General features: G+C 70.7%; 17 protein-coding genes. 7 read left to right on the top strand and 10 right to left on the bottom strand.

The features are described from left to right. Positions 1-165 precede the first annotated feature (165 nt). The 4 genes from G407_RS29120 to G407_RS0120900 form a co-directional block, all read right to left on the bottom strand. The gene (locus G407_RS29120; protein WP_043540308.1) at positions 166-795 is read right to left on the bottom strand and encodes a LysE family translocator; all 630 of its coding nucleotides are present in this window, start codon (positions 793-795) and stop codon (positions 166-168) included. Positions 796-878: 83 nt separating this feature from the next. Then, positions 879-1,106 (bottom strand): hypothetical protein, encoded by a 228-nt coding sequence (locus G407_RS0120910; RefSeq protein ID WP_029032386.1) that lies wholly within the window; start codon positions 1,104-1,106, stop codon positions 879-881. A 39-nt stretch (positions 1,107-1,145) separates the two neighbouring features. Next, entirely contained in the window at positions 1,146-1,655 is a 510-nt protein-coding gene (locus G407_RS0120905; protein WP_029032385.1) for a hypothetical protein, read from the bottom strand. 60 nt (positions 1,656-1,715) lie between these two features. Continuing rightward, a complete protein-coding gene (locus G407_RS0120900; RefSeq protein ID WP_169728819.1) occupies positions 1,716-2,513 on the bottom strand; it encodes a cobalamin-dependent protein in 798 nt (265 codons plus the stop codon). Between the two features lie 199 nt (positions 2,514-2,712). On the opposite strand from G407_RS0120900, the gene G407_RS0120895 reads away from it, so the two are divergent. Then, a complete protein-coding gene (locus G407_RS0120895; protein WP_029032383.1) occupies positions 2,713-3,183 on the top strand; it encodes an Lrp/AsnC family transcriptional regulator in 471 nt (156 codons plus the stop codon). 9 nt (positions 3,184-3,192) lie between these two features. Here the strand turns inward: G407_RS0120895 and G407_RS0120890 are convergent, their stop codons facing one another. Continuing rightward, the gene (locus G407_RS0120890; RefSeq protein ID WP_029032382.1) at positions 3,193-4,074 is read right to left on the bottom strand and encodes a LysR family transcriptional regulator; all 882 of its coding nucleotides are present in this window, start codon (positions 4,072-4,074) and stop codon (positions 3,193-3,195) included. Positions 4,075-4,318: 244 nt separating this feature from the next. Here G407_RS0120890 and G407_RS32915 point away from each other — a divergent pair, with 244 nt between their 5' ends. Further along, the gene (locus G407_RS32915; RefSeq protein ID WP_156917664.1) at positions 4,319-4,450 is read left to right on the top strand and encodes a YjiS-like domain-containing protein; all 132 of its coding nucleotides are present in this window, start codon (positions 4,319-4,321) and stop codon (positions 4,448-4,450) included. 31 nt (positions 4,451-4,481) lie between these two features. Here the strand turns inward: G407_RS32915 and G407_RS0120880 are convergent, their stop codons facing one another. After that, positions 4,482-5,807: an erythromycin esterase family protein gene (locus tag G407_RS0120880; protein WP_029032380.1), complete on the bottom strand. Its 1,326-nt coding sequence runs from the start codon at positions 5,805-5,807 to the stop codon at positions 4,482-4,484. Positions 5,808-5,963: 156 nt separating this feature from the next. Between G407_RS0120880 and G407_RS0120875 the strand changes: the two genes are divergently transcribed. After that, on the top strand, positions 5,964-6,152 hold the full coding sequence (locus G407_RS0120875; RefSeq protein ID WP_029032379.1) for a DUF3008 family protein: 189 nt from the start codon (positions 5,964-5,966) through the stop codon (positions 6,150-6,152). Positions 6,153-6,248: 96 nt separating this feature from the next. On the opposite strand, the gene rplI is transcribed toward G407_RS0120875, so the two are convergent. The 4 genes from rplI to rpsF form a co-directional block, all read right to left on the bottom strand. Next, positions 6,249-6,854, bottom strand: a complete 606-nt coding sequence (gene rplI, locus G407_RS0120870) for a 50S ribosomal protein L9 (RefSeq protein ID WP_029032378.1) — start codon at positions 6,852-6,854, stop codon at positions 6,249-6,251. A 5-nt stretch (positions 6,855-6,859) separates the two neighbouring features. Beyond that, the gene (locus G407_RS0120865) at positions 6,860-7,825 is read right to left on the bottom strand and encodes a DUF2232 domain-containing protein (RefSeq protein ID WP_029032377.1); all 966 of its coding nucleotides are present in this window, start codon (positions 7,823-7,825) and stop codon (positions 6,860-6,862) included. Between the two features lie 121 nt (positions 7,826-7,946). Then, on the bottom strand, positions 7,947-8,192 hold the full coding sequence (gene rpsR, locus G407_RS0120860) for a 30S ribosomal protein S18 (protein ID WP_029032376.1): 246 nt from the start codon (positions 8,190-8,192) through the stop codon (positions 7,947-7,949). A gap of 2 nt (positions 8,193-8,194) precedes the next feature. Beyond that, positions 8,195-8,656, bottom strand: a complete 462-nt coding sequence (gene rpsF / locus G407_RS0120855; protein WP_029032375.1) for a 30S ribosomal protein S6 — start codon at positions 8,654-8,656, stop codon at positions 8,195-8,197. A gap of 287 nt (positions 8,657-8,943) precedes the next feature. Here rpsF and G407_RS0120850 point away from each other — a divergent pair, with 287 nt between their 5' ends. The 4 genes from G407_RS0120850 to tuf form a co-directional block, all read left to right on the top strand. Continuing rightward, the gene (locus G407_RS0120850) at positions 8,944-9,435 is read left to right on the top strand and encodes a MarR family winged helix-turn-helix transcriptional regulator (protein WP_084327695.1); all 492 of its coding nucleotides are present in this window, start codon (positions 8,944-8,946) and stop codon (positions 9,433-9,435) included. A gap of 24 nt (positions 9,436-9,459) precedes the next feature. After that, entirely contained in the window at positions 9,460-10,323 is an 864-nt protein-coding gene (locus tag G407_RS0120845; RefSeq protein WP_029032373.1) for a patatin-like phospholipase family protein, read from the top strand. Positions 10,324-10,441: 118 nt separating this feature from the next. Next, positions 10,442-10,876, top strand: coding sequence for a PRC-barrel domain-containing protein (locus G407_RS0120840; RefSeq protein WP_029032372.1), 435 nt, complete (start codon positions 10,442-10,444; stop codon positions 10,874-10,876). Positions 10,877-11,038: 162 nt separating this feature from the next. Further along, positions 11,039-12,171: elongation factor Tu (gene tuf, locus G407_RS0120835; RefSeq protein WP_029032357.1), on the top strand; the 1,133-nt coding region annotated here is incomplete at its 3' end.

Raw genomic sequence — 12,171 nt, 5'->3', positions numbered from 1 at the left:
CCGCCGTGATCAAGCCCGCCTTCCTGCCGCTCGCGCTCGTCGAGCCGGCCCTGAAGGCCATGGAGCGGCCCGGCTTCGACCCCTATCGCAGCGTCGTCGAGATCCCGCAATGGCGCCGGCAGCTCGCGCTTTGGTGGGCGTCGCGGCGGATGTGAGGTCCGCGCCTCACGCGGCGGGAAAGCGCGTCGTCGCGACGAGGACGATGGCGACGAGGAGCACGGCGCCGGCGCCGCGCGCCACCAGCCGGCGGCGGCGCGGGCTCCCGACCCAGCGCCGGCTGCCGGCATCCGCGAAAAGGCCGGCGGCGAAGTAGAGGACGAGGCACAGCCCGCTCGTCGTCGCCCCGAGCAGCAGCGCCTGGCTCCACAAGGGCCCCTGCGCCGGCGAGACGAACTGCGGCAGGATGGCGAAGTAGAACAGGATGCCCTTCGGGTTGAGCGCGCTGGTCAGCACGCCGAACGCGAAGTCCTCGCCGCGCGAGATCCCGGGCACGTCCGCGGTCTCGACCAGCGATCCGTCCGACGTGAACAGCCGGTAGGCGAGCCAGGACAGATAGGCGAGGCCCAGCGCCTGGACGACGCGGAAGACGCTCTCCTCCAGCTGGAACACGAGCCCGACGCCCAGCGCCACGAGCCCCGTGAACACGAGGTACCCGGCCGCGATCCCCGTCGCCGCCCAGAAGGCGGCGACGCGCCCGCGGGTCATGGAGCGGCCGACGACGTAGAGCATGTCCGGGCCGGGGACCATGATGAGGCTGACGACCGTCGCCACGAAGAGGAGGTAGGAGGCGGGCATGGGGATCTCCGGCATTCGGTCGTCGCCGGATCTTTCCGGCTGTGATGCGGCGGTTGCTCGGCATCGTCGATCAGAGCATGATCCTACGCCGGCCGCAGCCGAACGATTTCCCGCATGGAGCCAGTCACGTGCGCCTCGACCGAACCGATTGCGGGATTCTTCGCGTTCTCCAGAACGACGCCCGGACGCCTGGCGCCGATGCCGGCGTGCCCGCCGTGGCGCACCAGCGCGCGCTCGGCCTCGACGCTCGCACTAGCCGCGCCCTTGCGCCGCCACCGGCGGCGGATCACGGCACCATGGTCGAGGATCATCTCGCTCTCCGTCCCGAGACACGCTGTGGCGACGTTCCTCTAGGCGTACGCGTACGTGCCGGTCTTCATTCCGCGGGCGAGGGCGGGATCGACCACGCCTACGGTGGCGAGACGGCGGTCGAACAGCTCCATTGTCGTGAAGTGCTTACCGTCGTAGCACGGGAAGTAGAATTTCCACCCCTCGGGGAAGTCGTCGACGCTGAAGTTCGTTTCCATCGACCGAAACAGCGAGATGGGGATGAGATGAAAGACCGAGTATCGAGCCTTGACGCTCGGGTGCCGGCCGACGACCTCCTTGATGGTCTTGTATCCCTCGACGATACCCGCGAAGGTGTCGTCGTCTGCATCCGATCCGAGGACGACTCCGAAGTTGACCTCCGGAAAGCGATGGGTGAGGATCGAGTCGATGATCGCATTCTGAAGGTCGACCGACTTCAGCTTCTTGTAGTTCGCTCGACGATCGAACGTTTCGACAGGAATGAAGACGCGATAGGCTCCGACATGGTGACCGGTCACGGGATCGCGCTCGTTCGCGAAGAGGGTCGCCACGAGCTCATGGTCGATCGTGCCGTTGCGGGCGAAGAGGCCGACCTCCAGCCCGTTCGGGAATTACCAGGCGAAGCCGCGCTCTCGCAGAGCGGCGAAGAGTGCCTGGAGGTAGTCTCGCTTCAGCAGCAGAAGGTTGTCGTCGGCGAAGTTCAGCGTCCGAATCCCGAACGAGGCGTAGTGGTTGATCATCGCCAGAGCATCCGCCAGCGGGAGCGCCTCGAACTTCGTGCGGCGGCTCTCGCAGAAATCGCATTCGCGAGGGCAACCCCGAGTAAAGTGGATGAAGCCGACCGGCGTACCGACCCCGTCGGGGACCGGCCCGTCGTGGCTGTCGGAGTATTGGGAGACCGGTTGCAGCTTGTCGAAGGCGGGGCGCGACATTTCCGAGAACGGATGGCGGTAGTCGCCCACGATCCTCTTGACGCTCCAATCGTTCGAGACGAGCTCCTCGGGGCTGACGTCGCCCCGGAACACGAGGTCCGCTCCGACGTCGAGGTAGAATTGCGGCCGCGCCTTGGCATCGGCGCCACCGACGATGATCCGTACGTCCGGCCGAACCCGCCGCGCGAAGGAGATCAGGTCGCGGATAACACCCGATTCGTAGGTGAAATGATTAGAGAGGCCGATAATGTCGGATCGCCGGATGGCATCGGCTGCAATGTCGAAGCTCGCGCCGATGCGGTTGACGATGGCCATGCGGTCACCCAGGTCGACGCGCTTGTATTCGGTCTCGCGGGCTGGATCTCGGGCCTTGAGGTCGAGGACGTCGACGCGAATGTCCGTTGCACGCTCGACCGCCGCAGCCACGCGCGCGAGGCTCACCGGCATGGTTCGACGGTAGATGTTGCCGAGGAGCACGCGACCGTCCGGGTCGTCGTGCGGCTCGAGGGAAAAGGCGGGTGTCGGGTGATTGATGAGCGTCATCAGCATGTGGATGCTCCATGCCGCCGGCCTACCTGGCACCAGCAGTTCTTCTGTGGACCTTAATTGAGGGTTGTACTACAGCACTGACGACTAGCTTTGGCATTCGAATAATTTCCCCTCCGGAGCCCGCCACGTGCGCCTCGACCGAACCGATTTCGAGATTCTCCGCGTTCTCCAGAACGACGCCCGGACGCCCAACAAGGTGCTCGCCGCTGCGGTCGGGCTCGCCGGCTCGACGGTGCACGAGCGCGTGAAGCGGCTGGAGGCGGCGGGCGTGATCCGTGGGGCGACGGTCACGCTCGATCCGGCGGCCTTCGGCGTGGGGCTCGAGGCGATCCTGATGGTGACGCTGGCCAAGCACGACCGCGCCCTCGTCGACCGCTTCATGACGGAGGTGGCGCAGGTGAACGAGGTGCGTGCGCTGTTCCTAATCTCGGGCCGCTACGACGTCGTCGCCCATGTCGTCGTGCGCGACGTGGCGCACCTGCGCGACCTCGCGCTCGACGCCTTCACCAGCCGCGAAGGGGTCGAGCAGATCGAGACAGCGGTGGTCTTCGAGAAGCGCGAGAGCCGCGCCCTCGCGCCGCTGCTCGCGCCCGAGTGAGGTCGCCGCTCACGCGGCGACCGCGGCCGCCGCGGGCCGGCGGCAGAAGGTCTCGCGGATGATGCGGGCGAGGTCGTCGACGGCGCGCATGCCGTGGTCGCGGCGCAGGTAGAGGCTCACCGACAGCGGCGGCACCGGCGGCAGGCCGCAGTCCGGCGGCAGGATCTCGAGGTTGGACGGCACGGCGGAGGCGAGCATCGTCGTCACGCCGAGGTCGCTCTGCACCGTGGCGTTGAGCGCGTCGACGTTGGCGATCTCGACCACCGGGCGCCAGTCGACGTCCGCGGCGCGCAGGGCGGCGAGCGTCGGCGGGCGGATCGAGCAGGTCTCCGAGCCGATGGAGATCGGCACCGGCCGCTGCAGCCAGGCGTCCCCGCCGCGGGCGCCGACCCAGACGAGCTGATCGACCATCAGCGTCTCGCCATGCGGCTCGGTCGCCACCTCCTCGACGATGCCGAGATCGATCTCGCCGCGCTCGACGGCCTCCCGGATCTCCCGCGAGGCGTGGCTGAACAGCCGCACGCGGACGCGCGGGCAGCAGCGTGCGAAGCGCTTGAGCACGGGCGCCGCATAGCCGGGCACGAGATCGTAGGGAAAGCCGAGCCTGATCTCCCCGGTCTCGGCCGGCGCCGTCATCTCGGCCCAGATCTGGTCGTTGACCGTGAGGAGACGCTTCGCCAGGCCGAGCAGGCGCTCGCCCTGGGGGGTGAGCGCGAGGCCACGCCGCTCGCGCTCGAAGAGCCGGCCGCCGAAGCTCTCCTCGAGCCGCTTGATCTGCTGGCTGACGGCGGCCTGCGTGAGGTTGAGCACGCCCGCCGCCGCGGTCATGCCGCCGGTCTCGGCGACGGCGACGAAGGCGCGCAGCAGGGCGGTGTCGAGGTTGCGGGCCATGACGCACTCCGGGATAAGGGCTCGTTATCCTCGGCATCATGACCATTCGTTTCCATGATGCAAGCCCTCCCGCTAGCGTCTCCTCGTCGCCGCATCGGCGCGCCAGAGGAGACGAGCCATGTCCGCAACCTGCCTGTCACCCGCCTGCTCGGAACGCGCGCCGACGAGCGTGCCCCTCGTGCCCGGCCGGTCGCGCGCGGAACCCGGGCTCCTCCGTGGCCTGATCGGCGGCATCGTGCACGAGATGCGGCTGCGCCGGGCGGCGCGGATGCTCGAGGCGATGCCGGATCACCTGCTCGCGGACATCGGCGTCGCGCGGGGGGACATCCCGCATGCCATCCGCAACGGTCGTGCCTGGCGCAACGGCGGCCGCTGAGCCGGCGGGCGGATGCCGCGTGCGCCCGCGCTCACAGGCCGAACGGCCAGGTCTCGTCGGGGCCGCTCTGGGCGGCCCCGGCGCCGGCGTCGCGGGGCAGCGGCGTCACCGCCCGCGTCTCGGCGAGCCAGATCCAGGCGTCGAACTGCGTGGCGAGCGATGCGTCCATGTAGTGGCTCGCGAGCTCCGTCCGCGGCCGGTAGATCACGCCGATGAAGCGCTCCGGCCGCTCCTGCGCGAGCGCGTCCGCCAGCGCCGGTGAGGCGCGGCGCAGATCGAGCAGCAGCCGCTCGGCGCCGGTATCCGCGAAGGCGCGCTCGACGCTGCCGGGCCGCGACGGGGTGACCTTCATCACCTCCATCGGCTCGTCCCAGTCGGACGCGGCGGCGACGGTGCCGCGATCCGTGCCGAGCCCGATCAGCACGGCGTCGTCGCCGTGGCGTTCGCGGGCGAGCTGCCCGAGGCTGACCTCGCCCTGCGTGCGGCCCATGTCGGCGGCACGGGCGTCGTGGATGTGGGAGTTGTGCGCCCAGACGATTCCCTTGCGCCCCCCGTCCCCGCGGGCCAGGAGCCGCTCCAGCGTCTCGGCCATGTGCGTGTCGCGCAGGTTCCAGGACTCCGCGCCGCCGTAGTACATGATGCGGTAGTAGCGTTCCGCCGCCTGGACGAGCCGGGCGTTCTGCGCCGCGTCGAGGAAGTCCTCGCCGCCGTCGCGCAGGTAGGCGAGGCGCTTGCCGAGGAGGTCGGTGAGCATCGCGGCCACCGCCTCCTCGCACAGCGGATAGCCGGCGGAAAGCGCCGCGCGGCCGTAGCGGGCGGGGTCGTTGCGCCAGCGCATGAGGCAGCCGTAGCGCTCGCGTGCGACCTCCGCCGCCTCCGGGTCGACCTCGTCCAGGTAGTCGACCACCGCCGCCATGGAGGCGTCGAGGCTGTAGATGTCGAGGCCGTGCATGGAGACCCGCGCCTCGGGCGGCCGGCCGGCATTGTGCGCGCGGAGCCAGGCCACGAAGCGCGCGACGCTCGCGTTGCGCCACATCCAGGTGGGGAAGCGCCGGAAGGCGTCCGTCTCGCGCATCCCCCCGGGCCGGTCGCGGACGTGCGCGTCGAGCGTGGCGACATCGGGCCAGTCGCCCTCGATCGCCACGAAGTCGAAGCCGTGGTGCGCGATCAGGTGGCGGGTGATGGCGGCGCGCGCCTCGTAGAAGTCGGCCGTGCCGTGGCTCGCCTCCCCGATCAGCACGACGCGTGCGTCGCCGAAGCGGTCGAAGGCGCGCCCCAACGCCTCCGTGTCCGTGACCGGCGGAAGAGGCTCGGCCTCCTCGAGGATCAGCGTGGAGAGCGCGTCGGGGCGTTGCATGGCGGGCTCCGGTCCGGGATGCGCGGGCGCACGGGCGCCCCGACCGGGGAATGAGCCTGCGCGGGAGCGGGTTCCGAACGGATGCGAACCGCGACGCGGAAGTCCGCGTTCCCCGTCGAGCGCCGCAGCGATGCGGCCGCACGAGGGAGGCTCGCCATGCCCGCCAAGTCGAAGAAGCAGCAGATGGCCGCCGGAGCGGCGCTCTCCGCCAAGCGCGGGGACAAGAAGAAGTCGGAGCTCAAGGGCGCCTCGCGCTCCATGGTCGAGTCCATGAGCGAGAAGGAGCTCGAGAAGATGGCCCACACCGACCGCAAGAAGCTGCCGGAGAAGGCCTCGAAGGACTGACCGCCGAAGGGCCGGCGGTCGGGCGACGGGCTCCGGATACGAAGAGGGCGGCCCGAAGGCCGCCCTCGACGATGCTCGCGCTGCGCGTGGCCTGGATCAGGCTTCCTCGCCGGTCTGCGGGGCGTCCTCGTCGGAGCCGCCACGGCCGGGACGCTCGTACTCCTCGAGCGCCGCGCCGACCTCGAGGCCGAGCTCGTCGAGGTCGAGCTCCTCGCGGGCGAAGACGTCCTCGCCACGGGCCTGGCGCTCGGCCTCGTCCGCCGAGCGGGCGACGTTGACGGTGACCGTCGCCTCGACCTCCGGATGGAGCAGGATCGCGACCTTGTGCAGGCCGAGCGTCTTGATCGGCTGCGAGAGCTGGATCTGCTGGCGCCCGACCGTGAAGCCCGCGGCCGTGATCACCTCGGCGAGGTCGCGGGTCGCGACCGAGCCGTAGAGCACGCCGGACTCGCCCGCCGAACGGATGAGCACGCAGCTCTGGCCGTCGAGCTTGGCGTTCACCTCCTGCGCTTCCTGCTTGCGCTCGAGGTTGCGGGCCTCGAGCTGGGCGCGCTGCTGCTCGAAGCGGGACTTGTTGTCCGCGGTGGCGCGCAGGGCCTTGCCGAGCGGGAGCAGGTAGTTGCGGGCGTAGCCGTCGCGCACGCGCACGGTCTGGCCCATCTGGCCGAGCTTGGGAACGCGCTCGAGAAGGATGACTTCCATCGGTCTCACTCCTTGGGAGGTTTTCTGACAATCGTGGGCGGGCCGCCCGAGAACCAGCGCCGGCGCAGCCGGAATGCGCTGTCGGCGATGCCGAACAGCAGCATCGCGATGAGGATCAGCCCCTGGCTGAAGAGGATCAGCAGGTAGGTGCCGAAGAGGAGGAAGCCGCGGCCGGGGCGCCCGCGGCTGACGTCGTGGATCGCCGCGAGCCCCTGCAGCGCGAAGGCCATGACGAAGGCGCCCGTCAACGCGGCCGCGAAGACGCCGACGAAGCCGCCGACGAGGTTGGCGACGAGGACCGCGCCGAGGAAGGCGAAGACCGCCTCGCGGGGCATCAGGGTCGAGGGGATGTCCGGCCACGGCCGGGCGAGACGGCCGGAGATCTGCACGATCTTGGCGCCGAGCCAGACGTAGAGCACGAGGATGACGGTGAAGCCCTGCGCCGCGAAGACCGGGGCGAGCTCGGCGATCGTCGTCGCCAGAGCGTCCGGGTCGACGCCCTCGGCGCCGGACAGGGAGGGCTCGGCGGCGAAGAGCGCGGCGGTCGCCTCGCGCACGCGCTCCTGGTAGAGCGCGTAGTCGAAGTCGGGAACGGCGGCGGCGGCGACGAAGGTCAGCGCGGCGACGGAGGCGATCCAGGCCAGCAGCCGGCCGAGCGGGTACCATTCCGTCGTGCCGTCGGGCGCCGGGCGGCCGAGCAGCGCGAGGTAGGCGAGCCACCAGGCGGGGAGCCCGCTCGCCAGCGCGAAGCCGAGGCCGGAGACCGGCTCCAGCGCGACCGCGAGCGCCAGGCCGCCGACCACGGCGCCGACGAGGCCCGCGCGATGGTCCCAGCCGAGCGCGGCGACGAGGATCGGGATCGGCGCGAGCAGGTAGAGGAGCAGCGCGATGGCGCTGCCCTGGATCACCGTCGCGGTGAGCAGCGCGGAGACGAGGCCGGCGCCGATGCCGATGGGGATGAAATGATGCACGTCGCTGTCCCGTCGCGATCTCGCGAGGTTAGGGACGGCTCGAAGGCCCTCGGCGGGCCCGGCCGCCCCAGCGCGCCCGGCGCGGACGCCGGGCGAGGGGGTCAGATGCTCTGTCGAGCGCTCACTTGATCACGAAGGGGATCAGGCCGAGGATGCGCGCGCGCTTGATCGCCTGGGCGAGCTCGCGCTGCTTCTTGGCCGACACCGCCGTGATGCGGGACGGGACGATCTTGCCGCGCTCCGACACGTAGCGCGAGAGCAGCTTGACGTCCTTGTAGTCGATCTTCGGCGCGTTGGCGCCCGAGAACGGGCACGTCTTGCGACGCCGGAAGAAGGGGCGACGGCCCCCGGCAGCACCACCGGCCATGATCAGCTCTCCTCGCTCTGGCTCGTGTCCTCGTCGCGACGGCGACGCTCGCCGCGATCGCGATCGCCACGCTCGCCGCGATCCCGGTCGCCGCGCGGGCCGCGGTCGTCGCCGCGGCGGTCGTCACGCCGGTCGTCGCGGTCGCGCTTCTGCATCATGGCGGACGGCTCGGGATCGAGGGCCTCGACCTTGATGGTCATGAAGCGCAGGACGTCCTCGGAGAGGCGCATCTGCCGCTCCATCTCCGCCACCGCCGGATGGGGCGCGTCGATGTTGAGGAGGGTGAAGTGGGCCTTGCGGCTCTTCTTGATGCGGTAGGCGAGCGTCTTGAGCCCCCAGGGCTCCACCTTCTCGACCTTGCCGCCGTTGCCCTCGATGATCCCCTTGAAGGTCTCGACCATCGATTCGACCTGCTGGCTCGTCACGTCGGGACGCGCCAGGAAGACGTGCTCGTACAATGCCATTTTCGGCCTTTCTCTCATCGTCTCGCGCGTCCGATCGGCGCCAAGCCCTCCGAGCCTGCCAAGGCCCAAAGCGATTGTTCGAAGGCGGAGACACGGGACGACGGGGCCGCATGCCCCTGCCGCCGGCGCCACGAAGGCGCGAGCGACCGTCCGTTCAGCCCCCGGCCGGAGCGAACGTGAGGCGGCGGACATACGCCAACCCGGCGCCTGTTGCAAGGCCGCGACTCGGCCTATTTGAGCTGCTCGTCGGTTTTGACCTGAACTATCCGCCCGCCTAGAGTGCCGCCATGACCGCCACGCAGACGATCGAGAAGCGCGCGATCGACACGCCCGCGCCCGCCTCCGGCGAGACCCCCGACACCGTGCGCGTGTGGCTGCGATTCGTGCGGCTGCAGCAGCGCCTGTCGAACGGGATCGCCGCGGAGCTGCGCGCGATCGGGTTGTCGATCCCGCAATTCGACCTGATCTCGACGCTCTCGGAGCGCGAGGGAATCACCCAGGGCGAGCTGGCGCAGCGCCTCTACGTCACGAAGGGGAACGTCTCGGGGCTCGTCGACCGGCTCGTCGAGGCCGCGCTCGTCGAGCGCCGGCCGATCCCCGGTGACCGCCGCTCGCACGCGCTGCACCTCACGCCGGCCGGGCGCCAGCGCGCGAAGGACGGGATCGCCGCCCAGCGCGGCTTCGTCGAACGCACCCTCGGGCGCCTGCCCGGCGAGGACGTGGCGGAGCTCGAGCGGATCCTGCGGGCCTGGCGCGACGTCGCCCGCGAGACGTTCTGAACGGGTGCGCGCGCGATGCCGGGCATGTTCGACGCGATCGCCTTCGCGGGCGGGGGCAACCGCTGCTACTGGCAGGGCGGATTCTGGGATGTCGCCGGCCCCGAGCTCGGCGCGCCGTCGCTCGCGGTGGGCGTGAGCGCGGGGGCCTGGGCCGCGTGCTACTCGATGCTCGGCTTCGGCGACAGCGTGCGCAGGATGGTGGTCGAGGGCTGCTCGCGGGGCGCGCCGAACCTCGACTTTTCGGCGCTGCGCCGGGGCGAGCCGGCCTTTCCCGTGCGCGCCATGTATTCCGAGCTCCTGACCGAGATCCTCGACACCGACGCCTTCGCGCGGCTGACGGCCGAAGGCGCGCCGGACGTGCTGATCGCCGTGGCGCGCCCGCCGCGGCGGCTGCCGCTGTCGGTCGCGGTGCCGCTCGGCATGCTGGTCTACCAGCTCGAGAAGACCGTCACGAAGCCCGTGCACCCGCGCGGGGGGCGCTGGCTCGGCTTCCGCTCCGAGTTCGTGCGCGTGCGCGACCTCGACAGCCCCGGCGCCCTCGTGGCGGCGCTGCTGGCGAGCGCGAGCGTGCCGCCGATCATGCCGGTGGGGCTCGTCGCGGGAGCGCCGGCCCTCGACGGCGGGCTCGTCGACAACGTGCCGGTGGAGCCGCTGAGCGCCGTCGAGGCGCGGGGCGGGCGTACGCTCGTGCTGGTCACGCGGCGCTACGCGCGGCTCCCGGAAGTGCCGGGGCGCACCTACGTCCAGCCCTCGCGCCGCATCGCGGTGGGCCAGTTCGACGTGACCCGTCCCGCGGCGATCGAGGAGACATACGCGCTCGGGCGCGAGGACGGCGCCGCGTTCGTCGCGGCGATGCGGGCCGGGGAGGTGGCGCGCGCGGCGGTGTGAGGCCGCTCGGAGGGGGAACCCGTGCGCGCGGTGCGCTTTGGCAGGGCTGATCCCGCCACGACGATCCGAGGCGGGCCCGCCCGCGTGAACCTGCGCGTGAACCAGACGGAGAACCGCATTGCCCGCACGCCGCCTCCTCCTCGCCGCGCTCCTCGCGGGCGCCGTCCCCTTCGCCGCCGGCTCCGTCCTCGCGCAGGATGCGACGCTGCCCGAGGACCCGACCGGCTCGATCTCCGACGCGGCCTCGGCCCTGAAGGACGCCGGAGAGAACGCGCTCCTCGTGCGCGACCTCCTGGGCATGGAGCTGACGGACCCCTCCGGCGAGACGGCGGGCACCGTGCGCGACTTCGTCGTGATCCCCGGCGGGCGCCTCGTCGCGGCGCTGGTCGAGACGCCGGACGGCACGCGCGTGCCGGTGCCCTTCGCGGCGATCAAGCTCGCGGCCAAGGGCGACGCCGCGCAGGCGACGCTCGCGCGGCCGCTCTCGGAGGTGACGTCGAGCGACGCGTTCCAGAGCTTCGAGGACGCGCTTCCCACCGGGACGGGCGGCTGAAACCGCACGGACGCCACCCCCGCGCACGCGCGCACGGCACGTGAACAACCCCCTTGAATCGTGGGACGAACGCGGCTAAGCGGGCGGCCACGTCGCCCGAAGCCGCGCGAGCGCGCGCGTGCGCAGGGCATATACGAGCGCACGACGTCAGGATAACGAGCGATGGCCAAGGCAAAATTCGAGCGTACGAAGCCGCACTGCAACATCGGGACGATCGGTCACGTGGACCACGGCAAGACGTCGCTGACGGCGGCGATCACGAAGGTCCTGGCGGAGACGGGCGGCGCGACGTACACGGCGTACGACGCGATCGACAAGGCTCCCGAGGAGAAGGCGCGCGGGATCACGATCTCGACGGCGCACGTGGAGTACGAGACGGCGAACCGTCACTACGCGCACGTGGACTGCCCCGGCCACGCGGACTACGTGAAGAACATGATCACGGGCGCGGCGCAGATGGACGGCGCGATCCTGGTCGTGTCGGCGGCGGACGGCCCGATGCCGCAGACGCGCGAGCACATCCTGCTCGCCCGCCAGGTCGGCGTGCCGGCGCTGGTCGTGTTCATGAACAAGGTCGACATGGTCGACGACGAGGAGCTGCTGGAGCTGGTCGAGCTCGAGATCCGCGAGCTCTTGTCGAAGTACAGCTTCCCGGGCGACGACATCCCGATCACGAAGGGCTCGGCGCTGATGGCGCTCGAGGACAAGAGCCCGGAGATCGGCAAGGAGGCCGTGCTCAAGCTGATGGCCTCGGTGGACGAGTACATCCCGACGCCGGAGCGCCCGATCGACCAGCCGTTCCTGATGCCGATCGAGGACGTGTTCTCGATCTCGGGCCGCGGCACGGTGGTGACGGGTCGCGTCGAGCGCGGCGTGGTGAAGGTGGGCGAGGAGGTCGAGATCGTCGGCATCCGCGACACCGTCAAGACCACCGTGACGGGCGTCGAGATGTTCCGCAAGCTGCTCGACCAGGGCCAGGCCGGCGACAACGTCGGCGTGCTGCTGCGCGGCACCAAGCGCGAGGACGTCGAGCGCGGGCAGGTCGTCTGCAAGCCGGGCTCGGTGAAGCCGCACAAGAAGTTCACTGCCGAGGCGTACATCCTCACCAAGGAGGAGGGCGGCCGCCACACGCCGTTCTTCAACAACTACCGCCCGCAGTTCTACTTCCGCACGACGGACGTGACCGGCATGTGCAAGCTGCCCGAGGGCACCGAGATGGTGATGCCGGGCGACAACGTGTCGATGGAGGTCGAGCTGATCGTGCCGATCGCCATGGAGGAGAAGCTGCGCTTCGC

The sequence above is a fragment of the Salinarimonas rosea DSM 21201 genome (genome assembly GCF_000429045.1).
Lineage (GTDB): Bacteria > Pseudomonadota > Alphaproteobacteria > Rhizobiales > Beijerinckiaceae > Salinarimonas > Salinarimonas rosea.
This window is presented reverse-complemented; position numbering and strand designations above follow the sequence as displayed.

What these genes read in the sequence shown, in the direction of transcription:
- G407_RS29120 (WP_043540308.1), bottom strand. Translation starts at nt 795, where the DNA reads ATGCCCGCCTCCTACCTCCTCTTCGTGGCGACGGTCGTCAGCCTCATC.
- G407_RS0120910 (WP_029032386.1), bottom strand. Translation starts at nt 1,106, where the DNA reads ATGATCCTCGACCATGGTGCCGTGATCCGCCGCCGGTGGCGGCGCAAG.
- G407_RS0120890 (WP_029032382.1), bottom strand. Translation starts at nt 4,074, where the DNA reads ATGGCCCGCAACCTCGACACCGCCCTGCTGCGCGCCTTCGTCGCCGTC.
- G407_RS32915 (WP_156917664.1), top strand. Translation starts at nt 4,319, where the DNA reads ATGCGGCTGCGCCGGGCGGCGCGGATGCTCGAGGCGATGCCGGATCAC.
- G407_RS0120880 (WP_029032380.1), bottom strand. Translation starts at nt 5,807, where the DNA reads ATGCAACGCCCCGACGCGCTCTCCACGCTGATCCTCGAGGAGGCCGAG.
- G407_RS0120875 (WP_029032379.1), top strand. Translation starts at nt 5,964, where the DNA reads ATGCCCGCCAAGTCGAAGAAGCAGCAGATGGCCGCCGGAGCGGCGCTC.
- rplI (WP_029032378.1), bottom strand. Translation starts at nt 6,854, where the DNA reads ATGGAAGTCATCCTTCTCGAGCGCGTTCCCAAGCTCGGCCAGATGGGC.
- rpsR (WP_029032376.1), bottom strand. Translation starts at nt 8,192, where the DNA reads ATGGCCGGTGGTGCTGCCGGGGGCCGTCGCCCCTTCTTCCGGCGTCGC.
- rpsF (WP_029032375.1), bottom strand. Translation starts at nt 8,656, where the DNA reads ATGGCATTGTACGAGCACGTCTTCCTGGCGCGTCCCGACGTGACGAGC.
- G407_RS0120850 (WP_084327695.1), top strand. Translation starts at nt 8,944, where the DNA reads ATGACCGCCACGCAGACGATCGAGAAGCGCGCGATCGACACGCCCGCG.
- G407_RS0120845 (WP_029032373.1), top strand. Translation starts at nt 9,460, where the DNA reads ATGTTCGACGCGATCGCCTTCGCGGGCGGGGGCAACCGCTGCTACTGG.